This is a genomic window from Herbaspirillum sp. NPDC101396, from assembly GCF_044767365.1.
GTDB lineage: Bacteria > Pseudomonadota > Gammaproteobacteria > Burkholderiales > Burkholderiaceae_D > Herbaspirillum.
In genome coordinates, this window is record NZ_JBIWNT010000002.1 from 636,060 (window position 1) to 656,072 (window position 20,013).

General features: G+C 61.7%; 16 protein-coding genes. 6 read left to right on the plus strand and 10 right to left on the minus strand.

Going from position 1 to position 20,013, the window contains the following annotated elements:
• Positions 1–98: 98 nt before the first annotated feature.
• From ACIROY_RS07985 to ACIROY_RS07995, 3 genes are all read left to right on the plus strand, one after another.
• Positions 99–3,485, plus strand: coding sequence for a DUF2126 domain-containing protein (locus tag ACIROY_RS07985; protein WP_402341058.1), 3,387 nt, complete (start codon positions 99–101; stop codon positions 3,483–3,485).
• A gap of 80 nt (positions 3,486–3,565) precedes the next feature.
• Positions 3,566–6,124 (plus strand): circularly permuted type 2 ATP-grasp protein, encoded by a 2,559-nt coding sequence (locus ACIROY_RS07990; protein ID WP_402274244.1) that lies wholly within the window; start codon positions 3,566–3,568, stop codon positions 6,122–6,124.
• Entirely contained in the window at positions 6,121–7,062 is a 942-nt protein-coding gene (locus tag ACIROY_RS07995; RefSeq protein WP_402341060.1) for a transglutaminase N-terminal domain-containing protein, read from the plus strand. The genes ACIROY_RS07990 and ACIROY_RS07995 overlap by 4 nt, the downstream gene beginning before the upstream one ends.
• 13 nt (positions 7,063–7,075) lie before the next feature.
• On the opposite strand, the gene ACIROY_RS08000 is transcribed toward ACIROY_RS07995, so the two are convergent.
• Genes ACIROY_RS08000 through ACIROY_RS08015 form a run of 4 tightly spaced genes read right to left on the minus strand, consistent with a single transcriptional unit; the run spans position 7,076 to position 11,687 of the window.
• A complete protein-coding gene (locus ACIROY_RS08000) occupies positions 7,076–9,118 on the minus strand; it encodes a sodium:solute symporter family protein (RefSeq protein WP_402274248.1) in 2,043 nt (680 codons plus the stop codon).
• Positions 9,108–9,377: a DUF4212 domain-containing protein gene (locus tag ACIROY_RS08005; protein WP_402341063.1), complete on the minus strand. Its 270-nt coding sequence runs from the start codon at positions 9,375–9,377 to the stop codon at positions 9,108–9,110. Before ACIROY_RS08005 ends, ACIROY_RS08000 begins: the two co-directional genes overlap by 11 nt.
• 1 nt (position 9,378) lies before the next feature.
• Positions 9,379–10,935 (minus strand): sensor histidine kinase N-terminal domain-containing protein, encoded by a 1,557-nt coding sequence (locus ACIROY_RS08010; protein ID WP_402274253.1) that lies wholly within the window; start codon positions 10,933–10,935, stop codon positions 9,379–9,381.
• Positions 10,936–10,982: 47 nt separating this feature from the next.
• The gene (locus ACIROY_RS08015) at positions 10,983–11,687 is read right to left on the minus strand and encodes a response regulator (protein ID WP_402274255.1); all 705 of its coding nucleotides are present in this window, start codon (positions 11,685–11,687) and stop codon (positions 10,983–10,985) included.
• Positions 11,688–11,918: 231 nt separating this feature from the next.
• Here ACIROY_RS08015 and ACIROY_RS08020 point away from each other — a divergent pair, with 231 nt between their 5' ends.
• From ACIROY_RS08020 to ACIROY_RS08030, 3 genes are all read left to right on the plus strand, one after another.
• Positions 11,919–12,329: a hypothetical protein gene (locus tag ACIROY_RS08020; protein WP_402274256.1), complete on the plus strand. Its 411-nt coding sequence runs from the start codon at positions 11,919–11,921 to the stop codon at positions 12,327–12,329.
• A gap of 200 nt (positions 12,330–12,529) precedes the next feature.
• The gene (locus tag ACIROY_RS08025) at positions 12,530–13,483 is read left to right on the plus strand and encodes a Tim44 domain-containing protein (protein ID WP_402274257.1); all 954 of its coding nucleotides are present in this window, start codon (positions 12,530–12,532) and stop codon (positions 13,481–13,483) included.
• A gap of 176 nt (positions 13,484–13,659) precedes the next feature.
• On the plus strand, positions 13,660–14,082 hold the full coding sequence (locus ACIROY_RS08030) for an OsmC family protein (RefSeq protein WP_402341066.1): 423 nt from the start codon (positions 13,660–13,662) through the stop codon (positions 14,080–14,082).
• A 10-nt stretch (positions 14,083–14,092) separates the two neighbouring features.
• Here ACIROY_RS08030 and ACIROY_RS08035 read toward each other — a convergent pair whose 3' ends face one another.
• From ACIROY_RS08035 to ACIROY_RS08060, 6 genes are all read right to left on the minus strand, one after another.
• Positions 14,093–14,323: a hypothetical protein gene (locus tag ACIROY_RS08035; RefSeq protein ID WP_402341069.1), complete on the minus strand. Its 231-nt coding sequence runs from the start codon at positions 14,321–14,323 to the stop codon at positions 14,093–14,095.
• 35 nt (positions 14,324–14,358) lie between these two features.
• Positions 14,359–15,339, minus strand: a complete 981-nt coding sequence (locus ACIROY_RS08040) for an aliphatic sulfonate ABC transporter substrate-binding protein (RefSeq protein WP_402341072.1) — start codon at positions 15,337–15,339, stop codon at positions 14,359–14,361.
• Between the two features lie 37 nt (positions 15,340–15,376).
• Positions 15,377–16,240, minus strand: coding sequence for an ABC transporter permease (locus ACIROY_RS08045; RefSeq protein WP_402341075.1), 864 nt, complete (start codon positions 16,238–16,240; stop codon positions 15,377–15,379).
• Positions 16,241–16,244: 4 nt separating this feature from the next.
• On the minus strand, positions 16,245–17,240 hold the full coding sequence (locus ACIROY_RS08050; RefSeq protein WP_402274267.1) for an aliphatic sulfonate ABC transporter substrate-binding protein: 996 nt from the start codon (positions 17,238–17,240) through the stop codon (positions 16,245–16,247).
• Positions 17,241–17,405: 165 nt separating this feature from the next.
• A complete protein-coding gene (locus tag ACIROY_RS08055; protein WP_402274270.1) occupies positions 17,406–18,011 on the minus strand; it encodes a sensor histidine kinase in 606 nt (201 codons plus the stop codon).
• Between the two features lie 3 nt (positions 18,012–18,014).
• Positions 18,015–19,646 carry a tetratricopeptide repeat protein gene (locus ACIROY_RS08060; protein ID WP_402274272.1) on the minus strand — a complete coding sequence of 544 codons (1,632 nt, stop codon included), beginning with the start codon at positions 19,644–19,646 and terminating at the stop codon, positions 18,015–18,017.
• Positions 19,647–20,013 lie beyond the last annotated feature (367 nt).

Sequence of the window (20,013 nt, forward strand, 5' to 3'; positions counted from 1 at the left end):
ACGTTTCCTGATCTGGTGCAACCCAAGCAACAATAGGACATCACAGCAGTCCATCACAGCAGTCCATCAGCTCAACTTGTTTGTAGTAAAGGATCTTCATGTCAATTCATGTGGCGCTGAACCATGTCACGTCTTACCGTTATGACCGTGCTATCAATCTGGGACCTCAAGTCGTGCGCCTGCGCCCGGCGCCGCATTGCCGTACGCGGATCCTGAGCTATTCGCTGCGCATCCTTCCCGAGCCGCATTTCATCAACTGGCAGCAGGACCCGCAGGCCAATTACATGGCGCGGCTGGTATTCCCCGAGAAGACCGAAGAATTCCGCATCGAAGTCGATCTGGTGGCCGAAATGTCGGTCATCAACCCTTTCGACTTTTTCCTTGAGCCGTATGCCGAACAAATTCCGTTCAAGTACGCCGAGGAGCTGCTCAACGAGTTGTCGCCGTATCGCAAGACACTGCCGCTGACACCGCGCTTCCAGAAATTCCTCGATGGCATTTCGCGCGAGAAGATGAACAGCGCCGACTTCCTGGTTGCGTTGAACCAGAAGCTGGCCGACGCCGTCGCCTACACTATCCGCATGGAGCCGGGCGTGCAGACGCCGGAGGAGACGCTCGAGATCGGTTCCGGTTCCTGCCGCGATTCGTCCTGGCTGCTGGTGCAGGTGCTGCGCCACCTCGGCCTGGCGTCGCGCTTCGTCTCCGGTTACCTGATCCAGCTCACCGCCGACCAGAAATCACTGGACGGCCCATCCGGACCGGAAGCCGATTTCACCGACCTGCACGCCTGGTGCGAAGTCTATCTGCCGGGCGCCGGCTGGGTCGGCCTCGATCCGACCTCGGGCCTGTTCGCCGGCGAAGGCCATATCCCGCTGTCGTGCACGCCCGAGCCGTCGTCGGCGGCGCCGGTCAGCGGCATGGTCGATCCCTGCGAAGTGGAATTCGAACATTCGATGAGCGTGTCGCGCTTCTGGGAAGCGCCGCGCGTCACCAAGCCGTACACCGAAGCACAATGGAGCGAAATCGAAGAACTCGGCCACGCCATCGACGACGACCTCGACGCGCTCGACGTGCGTCTGACCATGGGCGGCGAACCGACTTTCGTGTCGCTTGATTATCCCGACGAACCTGAATGGGCCACCGCCGCATTGGGTGCCACCAAGAAGCCGCTGGCAGCCGATCTGTACCACCGCATGCGCGAAAAATACGCGGTGCAGGGCCTGCCGCATTTCGGCCAGGGCAAGTGGTATCCGGGCGAACAATTGCCGCGCTGGGCGCTCAACTGCTACTGGCGCCGCGACGGCCAGCCGATCTGGCACAACCGTGATCTGATCGGCGACGAAACCACACCCAACGTCAAGGACGACGACATCCCGGAGCGTTTCCTCAAGGGCGTGGCTGCACGCCTGGCGCTCGACGGCAAGCACATCTTCCCGGCCTATGAGGACGTGTTCTACTACATGTGGCGCGAGCGCCGCCTGCCGGGCAACGTCGATCCTTTCGATTCCAAGCTCGACGACAAGCAGGAACGCGCGCGCCTCATGCGCGTCTTTTCGCAAGGCCTCGACAAGGTCGCCGGCTACGTGCTGCCGGTGGCGCGCCGCCCCGACAACCTTGGTTGGCAAAGCGGCGACTGGTTCCTGCGCAGCGAGCGTTGCTACCTGTATCCGGGCGATTCGCCGCTGGGCTATCGCCTGCCGCTGGATTCGCAGCCATGGGTCAAGTCGACCGACTATCCTTATGTGCATGCAGCCGATCCGACACAACAGTTTGCGCCTTTGTCGCCGGCGAACGATGTGCGCCTCAAGTTCGTCCAGCGGCCCGCGCTCAACGGTGCGACGTCGGTGGCGTTCCAGCCGAATCACTACAACACGCGTCGCGGCAGTCCGTTGACGGGCCCCGGCAAGGGCGTGCCCGGTGCACAGGGATTCGCCGGCGGCGCGCCTGCGCTGTTCCAGTCTGCCGACTGGATCACCCGCACCGCGCTGTGCGCCGAAGTGCGTAACGGCGTGCTGTACCTGTTCATGCCGCCGCTTGCCGAGCTCGACAATTATCTTGAATTGGTAGCGGCCATCGAAGCCACCGCCGAAGAACTCGGCCAGCCGGTCCTGATGGAAGGTTACGAGCCGCCCAATGATCCGCGCGTGCGCAAGTTCAGCGTCACACCGGATCCCGGCGTGATCGAAGTCAACATCCAGCCGGCCTACAACTGGCGCGAGCTGGTCGACCAGACCACGCACCTGTACGAAGCCGGCCGCGAGTCGCGCCTGACCACAGAGAAGTTCATGCTCGACGGCCATCATTCAGGCACCGGCGGCGGCAACCACATGGTGATGGGCGGCGCCACGACGGCGGATTCGCCGTTCCTGCGCCGGCCCGATCTGCTGCGCAGCCTGATCAGCTACTGGCACAACCATCCGTCGCTGTCCTATTTGTTCTCAGGCATGTTCATCGGTCCGACTTCGCAGGCGCCGCGCATTGATGAAGCGCGTAACGATTCCACCGTGGAAATCGAACTGGCCTTTGCCGAAATGGAAAAGCAGATTGCCCAGGGCGGTTGTGCACCGTGGCTGGTCGACCGTTTGCTGCGCAATTTGTTGATCGACGTCACCGGCAACACGCACCGCGCCGAGTTCTGCATCGACAAGCTGTATTCGCCCGACAGCGCCACCGGCCGCCTCGGCCTGCTGGAATTGCGTGCCTTCGAAATGCCGCCGCACGCGCGCATGAGCCTGACCCAGCAGTTGCTGCTGCGCGCGCTGGTGGCGCGTTTCTGGAAGACGCCGTACAAGCCGCAGCGTCTGGTGCGCTGGGGCACCGAGCTGCATGATCGTTTCCTGTTGCCGCATTTCATCTGGCAGGATTTCAACGACATCATGGACGACATGCAGGAAGCCGGCTATCCGATGCAGGCCGAGTGGTTCGCGCCGCATTTCGAATTCCGCTTTCCCAAGATCGGCGACTTTGCGGTCAAGGGCATGCAACTGGAATTGCGCACCGCGCTGGAGCCATGGCACGTCCTGGGCGAAGAGGGTAGCTCGACCGGCACCGCGCGTTATGTCGACTCATCGGTGGAGCGGCTCGAGGTCAAGGTCAACGGCATGGCCAAGGACCGCTATGTGCTCACCTGCAACGGTGTCGCCGTGCCGCTGCAACCGACCGGCGTGGTCGGCGAGTTCGTCACCGGCGTGCGTTATCGCGCCTGGCAACCGCCGTCGGCGCTGCATCCGACCATCGGCATCGATTCGCCGCTGACCTTCGACCTGGTCGATACCTGGAACGGCCGTAGCCTGGGCGGATGCCAGTATCACGTGGTGCATCCGGGCGGACGCGGCTACGAGACCTTCCCGGTAAATGCCTTCGAAGCGGAAAGCCGGCGTCTGACACGCTATCTGCGTCTCAACCACACGCCGGGAAAGATGGAAGTAAGCGCTGCGCGACCATCAATCGAGTTCCCATTTACGTTAGACTTGCGACATTACTAATTAACAACGCAGGCCGTTCTGCCGTTGCCGCAGATCATCGCCATCCTGGGTGATTGCGGCAACGGCGCCCTCGAAAATCTATGTATCAGCGCCTCCTGCAAAGCTACACCGCCGACGCCGATCGTTACGACGAGATGCTGGCTGCCGACGGTCGCTTACGGCCGCACTGGCGCACGCTGATCGATCAGCTGGAAAATCTTTCGCCCGAGATGATGCGCCGCCGCGCCGACGAAGTGCGCGACGCCATCGCCTCCGACGGCATGACCTACAACGTCTATGCCGATCCGCAAGGCGTCAGCCGTCCGTGGGAACTGGACCTGCTGCCGCAGATCGTCGCCGCCGACGAATGGCAGCAGCTGTCCGCCGCCGTCGCACAACGTGCGCGCCTGCTCAACGCCGTGCTCGACGATCTCTACGGCGAACAGCATCTGCTGGCCGAAGGTTTGTTGCCGCCGGCGCTGGTGTTCGGCCAGCATGGCTATTTGTGGCCATGCCGCGATGTACGTCCGCCGGGCGGCGTGCACCTGCATCTGTACGCCATCGACCTGGCGCGCTCGGCCGACGGCAACTGGTGGGTAATCGCTGATCGGACGCAAGGACCTTCTGGCACCGGCTACGCCTTGCAGAACCGCCAGATCATGACGCGCGCCTTGCCCGAAGCGATGCGCGACATGCACGTGCAGCCGCTGCTGAATTATTTCCACGCGCTGCATCAATGCCTGACGCGACTCGCGCCCAAAAGCAGTGAACCGCCGATGGTGGTGCTGCTGACGCCGGGACCATACAACGAAACTTATTCCGAGCACGCCTTCCTGGCGCACACGCTGGGCTTCCCGCTGGTCGAAGGCGTGGATCTCACTGTGCGCGGCGACATGGTTTATCTCAAGACGCTGACCGGCCTGCGCCGCGTGCATGCGATCATGCGCCGCCTCGACGATGACTACTGCGATCCGCTTGAATTGCGCTCGGATTCCGCGCTCGGCATTCCCGGCCTGACGCAGGCTGCGCGCTCCGGCAACGTGCTGATCGCCAACGCGCTCGGCAGCGGCGTGCTGGAGTCGACTGCGCTGCATGGTTTCCTGCCGGCGATCAGCCAACGCCTGCTCGGCGAAGAACTCGCCTTGCCGGCCGTGGCGTCATGGTGGTGCGGCGAAAAGCCGGCGCTGGACTATACGCTGGCGCATCTGGAAGAACTGGTGATCATGCCGGCCTTCCCGTCGATGCGCATGCAGCCGGTGTTCGGTCATACGCTGAATGCGACCGCGCGCCGTCGCCTGATTGAAAGCCTGCAATTGCAGCCGCACGCTTACGTCGCGCAGGAGTGGGTGCGGCTGTCGCAAGCGCCGGTACTGTCGCGCGGCGGTGAGTATCACCTGACCAACCGCACCGTCAGCCTGCGTGTGTTTGCCGCCGCCGACGGCGAAGGCGGCTATCACGTGATGCCGGGCGGCCTCACGCGCGTGGCCCCGCGTCAGCGCCGCGACGTCGTCTCCATGCAGCAGGGCGGCACCAGCAAGGACGTCTGGGTTCTTGGCGAAAAAACTGATGCGGACGATGCCGCCGGCGTTGCCAGCGCCATGGCCGCCGCAGAGACCAGTGTCGCCGTCGGCCCCGGCGCGATGACCGATCCGGTGTCGCGCACTTCGGAACTGATTCGCACCACCGTAGACGTCTCCTCGCATGCCGGGGAAAACTTGTTCTGGATGGGCCGCTACGCCGAACGCACCGACAATCTCGCACGTTTGTTGCGCACGACCCTGCAATGCACGATCGAACCGCAATCCGACAACCGTGTGATCCTGCGCAGCGTCAGCGAGATTTGCATCCGCCTCGGCATCCTGATGCCCAAATCGGAGCAGGCGCATCCCACCATCACCGCCCTTCAGCAGAGTCTGCAGGCGGCGATCGCGGACCCCAGCGCCACGGTCAGCATCTCCACGCACGTGCGTCACCTGCATCATTCCGGTTACCAGGTGCGCGAGCATCTGTCGCTGGACAACTGGCACGCGCTCAATCGCATGCCGCCGATGGTGCAGGAAAAAATCAACTCGCCGACCGCCATGCTGCACGTCCTCAACAACGTCGTCCAGGCTTGCTCCGGTCTGGCCGGCCATGCGCTGGACGACATGACACGCGATGAAGGCTGGCAGTTCCTGATGATCGGGCGCCACATCGAACGCATGGTGCACCTGGCGGCCTTGTTCGATCAGTTCATGCAACTCGAGCCGGCGCGCCAGAACGCGGCGCTGACCTGGCTGCTGGAGTCCTCGAGCAGCATCGTCACCTATCGCGTGCGCTACCGGCGTACGCCGGAGTGGCTGCAGGTGCTGCACCTGCTGGTGTTCGACGTCAGCAATCCGCACAGCATTGCCTACCAGTTCCGCATGCTGCAGCACTACCTGACCGACATCGCGCAGCAGCTCGGCATCCTCAGCATGAACATCCCGGCGCATCTGAGCGAGCAGCTCAACAGTTTTGCGCTGCCTGATTTTGCGCGCGATGCGGCGACCTCGGAAGCCGCCGGCGAACGCCTGATCCAGCTGATGCGCGAAGCGCGCGGCGCAGGCTTCTCACTGACCGATGATCTGTCGCGGCATTTCTTCACGCCGCTCAGTGCGCCGGTGAGCCAGGGGGTATGACGATGAGCGACGCTATCTATCACATCGTGCACGAGACCAATTATCAATATGCGGCGCCGGTACGGCTGTCGCATCAGGTGCTGCGCCTGACCCCGCGCTCGCTGCCGTGGCAGACCTGCACCTCGCATTTCATCAACATCCTGCCGGGACCGACTAACCTGATCAATCTCTACACGGACAGCTTCGGCAATGCGCTGCAGTCGTTCTCGCTGGATCAGGATCATGCCAGCCTCGATGTCTATGCAGAGTCATGGGTGGAGATCTCATCACGCCAGTTGCCTACCGCCACGCCGGCCTGGGAGACGGTAGCCGAGACGCTGTCGTATCACGCCGGTCGCAGCCTTTCTGTCGACAGGCTAGAGGCGTCGCGGTTTCTGTTCGAATCCTCGCATGTCCGGATTAAACGCGAATTCGCACATTACGCTGCAGAGTGCTTCACACCCGGATTGCCGTTGCTGCACGGCGTTGAGGCGCTGATGAAACGCATCTTCAATGAATTCACGTTCGATCCCGAAGCGACCACGGTGTCGACGCCAGTGACCGACGTCTTCGTCAGCAAGCGCGGCGTGTGCCAGGACTATGCCCACTTCATGCTGTCCTGCCTGCGCTCGCTGGGGTTATCGGCGCGCTACGTCAGCGGCTATCTGCTGACGCAGCCGCCGCCGGGCCAGCCGCGCCTGATCGGCGCCGATGCGTCGCACGCATGGGTATCGGTGTATTGCCCGGGCCAGGACGGCCAGCCGGATTGCTGGATCGATGCCGATCCGACCAACGGCATCTTCCCCAATGTCAGCCACATCACGTTGGGATGGGGACGCGATTTCCTCGACATCTCGCCGTTGCGCGGCGTGTTGATCGGCGGCGGTCAGCAGACCATGCAGGTGGCCGTGACGGTGATGCCGGCGCAGGAAGTGCCGGGATTACCGTTCGCGCGTTGACGCATGTTGACGACTACGGCGTGCGAATGTGATCGATCAGCGCAATCGTTCGTTCATCGGGTGGCGGCGTCAGCAAGCTGACAATCACCAGCGCGGCGATGCCGACCGGCACGCCGAACAGCCCGGCCGAAATTGGCGCGATGTGGAACCACTGGTTGGCGGCATTGCCGCCAAAGGCCGGATGCGTGGTCAGCATGTAGTACACGCACATCACGAAGCCGGCGACGATGCCGGCGACGGCGCCGGGCTGATTGGCGCGCTTCCAGAAAATCCCGAACACCAGCGCCGGGAACAGCGTCGACGCTGCCAGTGAAAATGCCACCCCCACCATCGACAGGATGTCGCCCGGTTTGAGCGACGCCGCATAGGCGGCCAGCAACGCCACCACCAGCAACAGCAGCTTGGAAATCGTCACGCGTTTTTGCGTCGAGGCGGCCGGATCGATGACCTTGTAATACACATCGTGCGACAGCGCATTGGAAATGGTCAGCAACAGGCCGTCAGCAGTCGACAGCGCTGCCGCCAGACCGCCCGCCGCCACCAGCCCCGAAATGAAATACGGCAGGCCGGCGATCTCCGGCGTGGCCAGCACGATGATGTCGCCGTCGAGCGCGATCTCGCCGAGCTGCACCACACTGTCGTGGTTGAGATCGGTGATGCTGACCAGCGGATTGACCTTGTCGATATTTGCCCAGTAGTAGACCCAGTCGGGCAGGTGCGAATAGGTACTGCCGACCAGCGAGGTGTAGATGTCGTACTTCACCAGGATCGCCAGCGCCGGCACCGTGATATAGATCAGCATGATGAAGAACAACGTCCAGAACACTGACTTGCGCGCCTCGTGCACCGAGGGCGTGGTGTAGTAGCGCATCAGGATATGCGGCAATGCTGCGGTGCCGACCATCAGGCAAAACACCAGCGCCAGGAAATTGTTGCGCTTGATGTTGGCTGCGTCCTCATCCTTGCCGGGGAAGGGCTCGGTCTGCGACACCGGCGGTTGCGCGCGCGCGATATTGTAGGCCTTGGCGTCGGTCCACTTGCGTTCGGCCTCCTCGGCGCTCTTGGGGTAGGCCGTCAGCGCGCGGCTGGCGCTCTTGATCTCGGCCAGCGAGGCATGGCTGTTGCGTTTGACTTCCTCGATGTGATGCTGGGCGTCGATGCGGCCTTCTTCCCATGAGCGCGGCAGGGTGCGCAGTTTCTTTTCGTAGTCGTCGGCGCGCGCCTGGAAGATCGCGCTGACTTCTTTTTCTTTGGGATCGTCGGCGATGCGTTTCTCGGCTGCATTCAGTTTCGGCAGCACCGACCCGTAGGCCACCTGCGGCACCGGCACGCTGGTGTGCTTGGCCGACAACCAGATTACCGGGATCAGGTAGGCGAACAGGATGATGATGTATTGCGCCACTTGGGTCCAGGTGATCGCGCGCATGCCGCCGAGGAAGGAGCACACCAGGATGCTGGCCAGCCCGAGGAAGATGCCGATCGAAAAATCGATGCCGGTGAAGCGCGAGGTGATCAGGCCGACGCCATAGATCTGCGCCACCACATAGGTGAACGAAATGATGATGGTGGCGATCACCGCGAGGATGCGCACCAGGTTGCCGCTGTAGCGGCCCGGATAGCGTTCGGCCAGGAAGTCGGGAATGGTGTATTGGCCGAACTTGCGCAAGTAAGGTGCGATCAGCAGCGCCACCAGGCAATAGCCGCCGGTCCAGCCCATGATGTAGGCGAGGCCGTCGAAGCCTTGCAAATAGAGGCCGCCGGCCAGGCTGATGAAGGTCGCCGCCGAGATCCAGTCGGCCGCTGTCGCCATGCCGTTGAACAGCGCCGGCACACGCCTCCCGGCGACGTAGTATTCGGGTACGTCGGAGGTGCGGCTGACCACGCCGATGCCGGCGTACAGCGCGATCGTCACGAACATGAACAGGTAGCCGATCCAGGCGCGCGGCATGCCTTCGTGCTCGAGCACCGCCAATACCAGCAGGAACAGGATGAAGCCGACCGTGTACCACGAGTAGTAGCGCGTCAGTCGCCAGAAAAAACTCTTGTCACTCTCCATGCGTGTGCTCGCCGGTTTGTTGTAGTTGTCGTTCTGCTCGGCCCATCCGGATCGTGTACGCCGCGACGATCGCCAGGTAGACCAGCATGATGCCCTGCGCCGCCATGTAGAACGACAGCGGCCAGCCGAACAGGTTAACGCGGTCCAGTTCGCGCGCAAAGAACACGGCACCGAAGGTGACCACGAACCACAGCCCCAGCAGTGTCATGGTCAGGCGACGCGTCTTGTCCCAGAAATTGGATGCAGTCTTGTTTTCCATATCAGCCGATGTCGTCCATGTAGGTCTGGCGCGGCGTCATGCGCAGCGTCACGCGGAACAGGCAGCCGGGTGCTTTCGGATCGGTGCTGCGCGGGTTGTTGGAGATGTCGACGGTCGCTTCGTGCTGCTGCGCGATCTCGCGCACAATGGCAAGTCCCAGGCCGCTGCCGGCGGTGTGGGTGCCAAGGATGCGGTAGAAGCGTTCGAATACGTGACCGCGTTCGGTCGGAGCGATGCCGGGACCGGTGTCTTCCACTTCCAGGAAGGCCTGCCCGCTGTCTTCGTCGGCACGCGCGCGCACCGTGACGCTGCCGAGCGCCGGGGTGTAGTGGAGGGCGTTGTCGAGCAGGTTGCTGAGCAGCTCGCGCAGCATGATGGAGTTGCCCGAGATCATGATGGGATGGCCGGGCTGCTCGAAGCCGAGATCGATGCGCTGCGTGAACGACATCGGCACCCAGTCCTGCACGACGTTACGCGCCAGCTCCGACAATTCGATCGGTTCGAATGGTGCGGTCGCGGGCGTCTGGTTTTCGGCGCGGGCCAGCGACAGCAATTGATTGACCAGGCGCGTGGCCGACTCCGAGCTCTTGGCCAGTTGCTCCAGCGAGCGGTGGATGTCGGCCTGGTCGGTCTGGCGCAGGGCAAGTTCGGACTGCATGCGCATGCCGGCCAGCGGCGTTTTCATCTGATGCGCGGCGTCGGCGATGAAACGTTTTTGCAGCGCGATGGTTTGCGACAATCGCGCCAGCATGTCGTTGAGCGAACGCACCAGCGGCGAGATTTCTTCCGGTACTTGGCCCGAGTCGATCGGGCTCAGATCATCGGGACGGCGCGCGCGGATGCGCTGCTGCAATTCAGACAGCGGCGACAGTCCGCGCGACAAGGCGAACCACACCAGCGCCAGCGCCACCGGCAGGATCACGAACTGCGGCAGGATCACGCCCTTGATGATTTCGTTGGCGAGCTGGGCGCGTTTCTCCAATGTCTCGCCGACCTGCACCGTGGCCAGGCGCGGCTCCTTCGACGACGCGGCGCGTTGTTCAGAAGTGCGGCGCAGGTCGACTTGCGTGTAGGCGATACGTACGTCGTTGCCGTGCAGGATGTCATTGCGGAACTGCACGGAGCCGATGGTCTTGTCTTCGTCAACCGGTGGCTGCGGCATGTCGCGGTCGCCTTCGACGAATTCACCGCGCGGGCCGGTGATCTGGAAATAGATGTTGTCGATGTCGTCGGCGCGCAGCAGGTCGCGCGCCGAGACCGGCAGGCGCGCCACGGTCTTGCCGTTGACTTCCGAGACTTGCTGGGCCAGCACGGTGACGCTGTCTTCCAGCGCGCGGTCGAACGGCTGGTTGGCGATCGATTGTGCGATCAGGTAGGTGATGGCGATGCTCATCGGCCACAGCAGCAGCAGCGGCGCCAGCATCCAGTCGAGGATTTCGCCGAACAGCGAGCGCTGGATGCGCTCTTCCGGCTGCGTCTCGATAGTGGCGCGGCGCTTGCCCTTGGGAGGGACTGCGGCAACGACGGGTTGCGGATCAATGTGGCGGGCGTCAGGCATGGCTCAGGCCTGCGCTAGGTGAGTTGGAGGTTGGAGACGCGGTGTGCTCAGGCGTTGCTGGCAACGCCGGCGCTCGCGATGGACTCGGGCAGTTTTTCCAGGCAATAGCCGAGGCCGCGCACGGTGGCGATGCGGATGCCGCCGACTTCGATTTTCTTGCGCAAGCGGTGGACATAGACTTCGATCGCATTATTGCTGACTTCCTCGCCCCATTCGCATAGATGATCCACCAGCTGTTCCTTGGAGACCAGCCGGCCGGTACGCTGCAATAATACTTCGAGCAGTCCCAGTTCGCGTGCGGAAAGATCAAGCATTTGCTCGCCGATGTAGGCGATGCGGCCAACCTGGTCGTAGCTGAGCGAGCCGTGGCGGATGACGGTCGGGCCACCGCCGGCGCCGCGCCGGGTCAGGGCGCGTACGCGTGCTTCCAGTTCGGACAGGGCAAACGGCTTGGCCATGTAATCGTCGGCGCCCAGATCGAGGCCCTGCACGCGCTGCTCGACCGAGTCGGCGGCGGTGAGGATCAATACCGGCAAGCGCGAGTTGCGCGCGCGCAGGCGTCGTAACACTTCCAGGCCGGACATCTTGGGCAGGCCGAGGTCGAGGATCAGCAAGTCGAAATCCTGGGTCGACAGCGCAGAGTCGGCTTCGATGCCGTTCTTGACGCAATCGGCGGCATAACCGGAATGGCGCAGCGAGCGCGTCAAACCGTCGGCCAGAACACTGTCATCTTCTGCAAGCAGGATACGCATGGTAGTGATCCGCGCAGGTGGCGGCCGTTGTCTCGAGTTATATTTAGGAGTATTGCTATATTTTTCTGCATATTCTACTAAATCGAGGCCTATTGCAATGCATAATCAGGCCTGCTCTTGCGCTGGCGCAAAGGCGCGCTATTTTTCTGTAAGCCCTTGATAAATCAGCTTAACGCCCGCATTTGAGCTTACTCTTGGTATAATTTTCGAGTTGATTGTCTTAAAACTGCGATGAAGCGTCTGTTTGCCATTTTGCTGATCTGTTTGCTGCCCGTGCAAGTCTTTGCAGGGATGCTCACGTACAAGACGGCCATCGACTCGGTGGCGCTTGAGCAGCAAGTGCAGCAACAGGAACAATTGCGCCAGGCACTGGAACTTGCCGCCGCATCCGGTGGCGAGGTGAATGCCGATGATGCCGCTGCACAACAGCAGGCGCTGGCCGACTCCGCCGATGGCGACGACGATCTGTCGTATGCCGATACCGAAGATTTTTCCAGCCATGCCGGCGTGGGCGACGAAACCGTGCTCAATCCGGCCATGGCCTTTGTCTCAGACTCGGCCACATTGGCGCCTGCTCTGCGCAGCGACGATGCGCGCCAACCGCCTTTCCTCCCTCTCGCCGGCCGTCCGCCGCGCGTTTAAGTCCCCCTTTGCCGTTCGCGGCAAACACCGGTTTTCGTCCCTCGTGCGGCGATAGCTGATTGCGCGCATCTTGCATTGTCTTGCGTTGCGACCCTGTCATCTGCTGCATCCGACTTGAACCGGTACACGCACCAACTAGTTTCTATTGTTTTACGGCCGATGCGACCGCCTTCGCATCACATTCCATCTCAGGAGATAGCATGAAAAAAGTATTTGTCGCGCTGATAGTGGCTGCGATGACCCTCGCCATCGGCGTCACCAGCGTTGAGGCCAAGCGCCTCGGCGGCGGTGGTTCGATCGGCAAGCAATCGTCGGGCGCCAGCCGCCAGGCGCAAAGCCCTATGCAGCAGAACCAGGCCGCAGCGGCCAAGCCGGCTGCGCCCGCCGCAGCCCCTGCAGCAGCGGCGCCGAAGCCTAGCCCATGGAAGGGTATCCTCGGCGGCGCCTTGCTGGGTCTCGGCCTGGGCGCGCTGTTGTCGCACTTCGGCCTTGGCGGCGCCATGGCAAGCATGATCAGCACCATTCTGATGGTCGCCCTGCTGGCTTTCGCCGCCATGTTCATCTACCGCATGTTCCGCCGCAAATCGGAAGCCAACAGCAACAGCAATGAGCGTCCGGCCTACGCCGCCAATCAGGGCGACTTCAGCAACCAGACGCCGGCCATCGGCTCGCAACTGGAAGCCGAGCAACCGAAGGCGCTGCAAGGCAACACCTTCGGCAGCGGTGCTGCTGCTGTCGGCGGCGCCGGTGCTGCAGCGTTTGAGCCATCGTCTTACGGCGTTCCCGCGGACTTCGATACGGTCGGTTTTGTGCGCAATGCCAAGACTTACTTCATCCGTCTGCAAGCCGCCTGGGACAAGGGCGACGCCAATGACATCCGTGAATTCACGACGCCTGAAATGTTCGGTGAACTGAAGATGCAATTGACCGAGCGCGGCGCCTCGGCCAATCACACCGACGTGGTGTCGCTGGATGCGGACATGCTGGGCGTCGAGACGGTCGGCAACGACTATCTGGCAAGCGTGAAATTCTTCGGCTTCATCAAGGAAGACCAGAACGCTTCGCCTACCCAGTTCAATGAAATCTGGAACCTGTCCAAGCCGGTCTCCGGCAACGGCGGCTGGGTATTGGCTGGTATTCAGCAACTGTCCTGATCGACGTTTGATCGGACTGGAAAGCCGCTCTTTGGAGCGGCTTTTTTTTGATCGCGATGCTGGCGTCAGTACCGACCTCGTCAACTCCTACGCCTGCTTGCGCGCTTGTCCTATGTCGCCGTCTCAGCAGACGTCGCATGATGACCCTTTAGTCCAATGATGCAAAGGAGAACACCATGCAACGACAAGCTTCCGCCGTCTGGAACGGCAGCCTGAGGGATGGCAAGGGCGCGCTGACCACCGAAAGCAAGACACTGGACTCGACGCAGTATTCGTTTTCCACGCGCTTTGAAAACGGCGTCGGCACCAATCCCGAAGAACTGATCGCCGCCGCACATGCAGGTTGCTTTTCGATGGACTTGTCCAGCCGTCTCGGCAAGGCGGGACTCGGCGTGGAACGCATCGACACCAACGCCACACTGACGCTGGAGAAAGTGGAAGACGGCTTCTCCATCACCACCATCGTGCTGGATGTGAAGGCGAAATTGCAGAATCCGGATCAGGCCAAGTTCGACGAAGCGGTCGATGCTGCCAAGAAGGGCTGTCCGGTGTCGAAGGTACTGAAAGCCGACATCAGCGTGCGCGCCAGCCTGGTTTAAGAGTGAAGACCTATCGTCGAGACGACGAAAGAGAATCGGGTTGCCGCTCTTGCGTCGGCTCTTCTTCCTGAGGAAAGTCTTGACGGTTGACTGACTCGGCCGCTTTGGTCTCCGTAGCTGCTGCGCAATCGCAGGCCGCCGTCTCGGCGCCTGAATCTTTATTTGTACGGAAGGAATAACGCAAAGCCAGCGGTACGGCGATGATCGCCAGTGCCGCTGTCGTTGCGTCGAGCCAGTCCATGCTTATCCTCATTTATCCCGATTTGAACGGCCGGCTTACGCCGGCTTCCAGATCGACACGTCGGTGGCGTTGACCTTCTTCGGCAGCAAGCCTGCCGCGAAGAAGGCATCGGCGATGCGCTGCTGTTCACCCAGCGCATTCACCACCACCGCGCGCACGTCATAGCTGCGGCGGCTGTTTGCCAATTCAATGGTCGGCGCATCCAGGCCCCAGATCGGCGCCAGGAAAGCGGCCGCTTCCTTCGGATTCTGGCGTACCCACAATCCCGTCCTTTTCAATTCATCAAACACGATCGCCAGCACGTCCGGATGCGCTTCAGCGAACGGCGTCGAGGCCAGGTAATAGCGCTGGTAGTCAGCCACATTGCGGCCATCCGACAAGATGCGCACCTGCGTTTGTTTCTGCACGCCCGCGAGGAACGGATCCCAGGTCACCCAGGCGTCCACGCTGCCGCGTTCGAAGGCGGCGCGGCCGTCGGCCGGGGTGAGATAGGCGGCATCGATGTCGCTGAATTTCAGGCCGGCCTTTTCCAATGTTGCAATCAACAGGTAATGCACGCCGGCCGCCTTGGTCACGGCAATCTTCTTGCGCTTGAGATCGGCCACGGTCTTGATCGGCGAATCGGCGCGCACGACGATCGCTTGCGCCGATGGCGACGGCGCCTCCTGCGCCACGTAGGTCAGCTTTGCGCCGGCCGCCTGGGCGAACACCGGCACGGTATCGGCAACGTCGGCGCTGAGGTCGACACCGCCGACGTTGAGCGCTTCCAGCAGCGGCAGGCCGCTGGAGAATTCGTGCCAGCTGATCTTGACGTTGAGCGGTGCCAGCAGTTTTTCCAGCGTGCCGTTGGCCTTGAGCACGGTCAGCAGCGTCGAGGATTTCTGATAGCCGATGCGCGCCAGTACCGGCTTACCGGTCTGTGCGAAGGCGGGCAGGGCGAAGCTGCCGGCTGCAGCGGCGGAGGTCAGTGTGGCGATAGCGTGGAGCAGGCGGCGGCGTTGCAATTGAGTTGTCATGAGGAGAAAAGGTAAAGTCGAAAGATGGTCAGCCGGGTCAGTCTGGCCGAGAAGCCAGCACGTCGCGCCAGCGCAATTTGCGCGTCTCGATATGCTTGAGCAGGCTGTCGGAAAGTTTCCCCAGCGTGGCCAGGATGATGATGGCGGCCAGTACGATGTCGGGACGGCTGCTTTCGCGGCCGTCGGACAACAGGTAGCCGACGCCCTTGGTGGCGGCGATCAGTTCAGCCGCGACCAGGAACATCCAGGACAGGCTGAGTCCGGTGCGTAATCCCGTGAACAGGTTCGGCAAAGCCGCCGGCAGCAGGATGCGGCGAATCAGGTCGCGTGATGAAAGACCATGGATTTCGCCGACTTCGAGCAGTTTGCGATCGACATTGTGGATGCCGGCCACCAGATTGATATAGACCGGGAAAAACGCGCCGATGGCGATCAATACAATCTTGGGCGTCTCGTCGATGCCCAGCCACAGCAGCAGCAAGGGAATCCAGGCCAGGCTGGGGATTGCACGCAGCGCCTGAAAGGACGGCTCCAGCAGCGACTCGGCGCGTCTATGCATGCCGACCAAGACGCCGAAGACGACCGCCAGCAACGCGCCGATGGAGAAGCCTGCGGCTACGCGCGCCACGCTGACGGCGATGTGGGCGAACAGGTCGCGCTTGGCCAGTGCGTAGATGGTCTGCGCAATCTCACTCGGCGGCGGCAGCAGCCGTGACGGGATCAGGTCCAGCGCTGAGCCGATTTCCAGCGCGCCCAAAAAAAACACGGGCAGCAGGGCTCCCCATGGCCAGTTGATGGGCTTCTTCGGCGCGCGGGCGACCTCCGTGGCACGGTCTTGCGCATCGTGCAAAAAACCAGCTTGATGCGCTTCCAGCGACAGTAGCGAGTGCGACTCTTTCATGGCTTCATGCCTGGCGGATCAGGCCTTGCGAGTAAGCAGGATCGATCAGCGTGGTGATCGTTCTGGAGAGGTCGGTGCCGCCCTTGACCAGTTCTTCGTCGAGCAGGATGGGCGCAGCGGCGCGCAGCGCGTCGATATGTTCCTTACCGATCTGCGGGTTGGAAAAATCATTGCGTTTGAGTTGCAGTTGCGCCACCGGCAGCGACAGCTTGGCTTCTTCGGCGATCAGCCTGGCGGTCTCGTCCGGGTTCTTGATGATCCACAGGCGCGCACGTTCGTAGGCGCGAATCACGCGCTTGACCTCGTCCGGATATCTGGCGGCGAAGCTGTCGCTGACGTTGAGGAAACCGTAGGTATTGAAATTGACGTTGCGATAGATCAGCTTCGAGCCGGCTTCCAGCTCGCTGGCCGCCAGATGCGGATCGAGTCCGGCCCAGGCGTCGACGCGTTTTTGTTCCAGCGCGACGCGACCGTCGGGATGTTGCAGGTGGAGGATTTCCACGTCGCTCTTGGAGAGACCGTTTTCATGCAGCGCACGCAGCAGGAACAGATAAGGATCGGTGCCCTTGGTGGCGGCGATTTTCTTGCCCTTGAGTTCCTTTACCGATTTGATGGTGGAGTCTTTCTGTACTGCCAGCGCGGTCCACTCGGGACGCGAAAATACATACACCGCCTTGGCCGGATTGCCGTTGGCGCGCGCAAGCAGGGCGGCCAGACCGGCTGTGCTGCCGAAGTCGACGCTGTCGCTGTTGAGGTATTCGAGCGCGCGATTGCTGCCCTGGCTCAGCACCCATTTCACCGAACCTCCGGAGGACTTCAGGTCTTCTTCCAGCCAGCCGAATTTCTTCAGCACCAGGCTGGGTGGTGAATACGTTGCATAGTCGAGGCGGATGGTCTTGGGCGCGTCGGCGGCGCGGCCGATCAGCGGCAGGCCCAATGCGGCAGAGCCGAAGGTTGCTGCCGTGGCAGTGCTCAACTGGAGGAAGTGGCGGCGTTGCATGATGTCCTTTTCTTGTTCGAGTCTGTCAGGCCGCCTCGTTGCAAACGAGGCCAGCCTGTCCCTGTCGGGATGACTCTACGGACGAAGTCCGGGGAAAAGAACGATTTTTTTCGCGCTTGCTTATGCGTTCAACGCATGCCGGGCGCGCAGAGAATCAGCACGATGTCAGGGTAAATGCAGTTCGAACTGGGCGCCGCCGTCGGGATGGTTGCTCAGCAATGCTTCGCCTTTCTTGTCGCCCTTTTGGTGGGCGGCGGCGATGGCCTTGCACAAATCCATGCCGAGACCGGTGGACGGTTTGATTTCGTGCGTGCCGATGCCGGGGCCGTCGTCGCGGATACTGAATACCACGCCGTTGCCATCCTTGCGGCAGGACAGTTCGATGTGCGAGCGGGCGAAGCGGGTGGCGTTCTGCAACGCGGCTTCGAGCGCCAGGCCGACCAGATTTTCATCGAAGAAGGCGACCAGCGGCATGCCTGCGCTATTGATCGCGACCTCGAGGCCAGATTGACTGATGGTCAGGTGGCGTAGCAGGCCTTCAAGGAAATCCTGCGGCGACAGCGCTTCGATCTGCGCCGTCAGTCCTTGCGAAGACGCTTTATACAGCGTCAGGAAGCCGATCAGCTTTTCCTGCAGCGTGAGGCAGGTCAGGTGCGCGTGGCCGGCGCGCTCGTCGGGCGACTCGGCGGCAAGCACGCGCAATTCACCCTCCAGTACGCCGAGCGAATTCTTGATGTCGTGAACAATAATGGCGGCCAGTTTTGCGTCCATGGATCAGCTCTTCTGCGCAGCTTTGGCAACCGCGTCTCGTAGGAATTTATGCATCTTGCTGACGCGGTCGTTGCCCGGGATCAGGCGGTCCAGCGTATTGAGGTAGCGGTTGACGCGCTTGACGTAATCCTGATTGATCCCGCGCTGGCTCATCCACAGCAGATGCAGCTGGGCGGCTGCCATCAGCACGCCGGTGTTTTCCGGCATGCTGTGCAGCGCTTCTTCCAGTTTGGCCAGCGATTCATCCGGCTTAGCGCTGCGCATCAAGGCGTTCGCTTCGGCAATGATGCCCATGCATTGCTTGACGGCGCCGTCGACCAGTTCGTCGGTCATGCTTTCCTTGCCGCAATCAGCCAGGACTTTGCGCGCCAGCGTCAGCAGCGTCTTGTTTTCGTGGTCGGACTTGACGGCCTGTGAAATCAGCTGCGCGCCTTCTTCGTCGCGACCGACCGAGAACGCAGCCTTGGCCAGCGCCAACGTCCCCATTTCAGATGGGGTACCTTCGGCGGCATTGCGTGCCGCTTCGAACGCCATTTCGGCGGAAATCATGTCGCCCAGCTGAACATACGCCTGCGCCGCCACTGCCGATTGCGTCGAGATGAACATCTTCGATTCAGCGTAGCGCTTGGGCGCATTGGCCAGCAGCGCCAGCGCCGCATCTCCGTCGCCGGTGTCGACGTGCACCTGTGCCAGCGTCAGCAGGTCGCTCGGCTGCGCGGTCAGCGAACCCTTGGTGTGCTTGAGCACCTTGTCGAACGCTTCCTTGGCCTGGTCCAGGTCGCCGACGCGGTAGGCGGCGTCGCCGACCAGGCGGCTGCGGCGCGCCGACGGGATGATTTCGGACGAACGCGCGAGGGCATCCAGCGCCTGTTGCTGATTGCCTTGCGCCTCTTCAATCTGCGCCAGCAGGTCGTAGGCTTCAATGTATTGCGAATTCTGCGCCAGCACGGCTTGCACCAGCACCTTGGCGTCGTCGAATTGGCCGGCCACGATATTGCAGCGCGCCATGCCGACCTTGGCCCATACCAGGTCGTCGCGCATTTCCAGCGCCTGCGCGTAGACCGCGCGCGCTTCTTCGATGCGGCGCAATTCGATCAGCAGGCTGCCCTTGGTCTTGAGGATGTCGACGATCCATTTGGGCGCGACCTTCAGCACGTTGTCGCATTCAACGATGGCGCCGGCCTGGTCCTTGCGCTTGAGCTTTTCATTGATCGGCAGCAGCGCGTTCTGCTTTTCCAGCAGGCGGTCGATCCGGTCGGCCAGCTTGGACGCCGTCAGCGGCTTGAGCATGTAGGCGTCAGGCTGGAATTCGGCGGCGCTGGCAACCAGGTTGTAACCGCTTTCGGCCGTGACCATGATGAACATGGTGGTGGGCGACAGCATATGCTGGGTGCGGAAGAATTCCAGCAACTGCTGACCGTTGGTTTCCTTGTTCAGGTTGTAGTCGCAGACGATGAGGTCGTACGTACTGCCGCCCTGGACGGCGCGAATCGCTTCGTCGGGCGTGCCGGCCTGGTCGACTTTGGTGATGCCGAGCTGGCCCAGATGCATGCGAATGTTTTGGCGCATGGCCGGCATGTCGTCGATGATGAGCGAGCGCAGGCTGGAAATGCGGCTGAATGGAACCAGGGTCATAGGGGGAAAGCAGGAAACTCGTAATATTACTAGCTAGAAATGTATATCAAATACGTCGAATATCCGCAATAAATCTGGGATATTCCTTGAAATCATCTGCATTATCGCTGAAAGACGCTACAGCCGTCGCTTCCGAAAAACGAGGAACAGACGTTGTGCATGCATGAACCGTACCGGCAGGGCCGTTATAATCGGAATCTCGGGAGCCGGGGAATCGGCGGCATACTAACAGACTATCGAAATTTTTTTCGATCGCAATCGTGTTCCTTACGCTGTCGCGCCATTTCGGCCCATTCCGCTATTCCGGATTGCAACAGCAGAAAAAGAACTTGCACAAACAACTGTTTTTTTATACAGTGCTGCTTAG

Coding starts and splice junctions, on each gene's coding strand:
- ACIROY_RS07985 (WP_402341058.1), top strand. CDS start 99: ATGTCAATTCATGTGGCGCTGAACCATGTCACGTCTTACCGTTATGAC.
- ACIROY_RS07990 (WP_402274244.1), top strand. CDS start 3,566: ATGTATCAGCGCCTCCTGCAAAGCTACACCGCCGACGCCGATCGTTAC.
- ACIROY_RS07995 (WP_402341060.1), top strand. CDS start 6,121: ATGACGATGAGCGACGCTATCTATCACATCGTGCACGAGACCAATTAT.
- ACIROY_RS08000 (WP_402274248.1), bottom strand. CDS start 9,118: ATGGAGAGTGACAAGAGTTTTTTCTGGCGACTGACGCGCTACTACTCG.
- ACIROY_RS08005 (WP_402341063.1), bottom strand. CDS start 9,377: ATGGAAAACAAGACTGCATCCAATTTCTGGGACAAGACGCGTCGCCTG.
- ACIROY_RS08010 (WP_402274253.1), bottom strand. CDS start 10,935: ATGCCTGACGCCCGCCACATTGATCCGCAACCCGTCGTTGCCGCAGTC.
- ACIROY_RS08015 (WP_402274255.1), bottom strand. CDS start 11,687: ATGCGTATCCTGCTTGCAGAAGATGACAGTGTTCTGGCCGACGGTTTG.
- ACIROY_RS08020 (WP_402274256.1), top strand. CDS start 11,919: ATGAAGCGTCTGTTTGCCATTTTGCTGATCTGTTTGCTGCCCGTGCAA.
- ACIROY_RS08025 (WP_402274257.1), top strand. CDS start 12,530: ATGAAAAAAGTATTTGTCGCGCTGATAGTGGCTGCGATGACCCTCGCC.
- ACIROY_RS08030 (WP_402341066.1), top strand. CDS start 13,660: ATGCAACGACAAGCTTCCGCCGTCTGGAACGGCAGCCTGAGGGATGGC.
- ACIROY_RS08035 (WP_402341069.1), bottom strand. CDS start 14,323: ATGGACTGGCTCGACGCAACGACAGCGGCACTGGCGATCATCGCCGTA.
- ACIROY_RS08040 (WP_402341072.1), bottom strand. CDS start 15,339: ATGACAACTCAATTGCAACGCCGCCGCCTGCTCCACGCTATCGCCACA.
- ACIROY_RS08045 (WP_402341075.1), bottom strand. CDS start 16,240: ATGAAAGAGTCGCACTCGCTACTGTCGCTGGAAGCGCATCAAGCTGGT.
- ACIROY_RS08050 (WP_402274267.1), bottom strand. CDS start 17,240: ATGCAACGCCGCCACTTCCTCCAGTTGAGCACTGCCACGGCAGCAACC.
- ACIROY_RS08055 (WP_402274270.1), bottom strand. CDS start 18,011: ATGGACGCAAAACTGGCCGCCATTATTGTTCACGACATCAAGAATTCG.
- ACIROY_RS08060 (WP_402274272.1), bottom strand. CDS start 19,646: ATGACCCTGGTTCCATTCAGCCGCATTTCCAGCCTGCGCTCGCTCATC.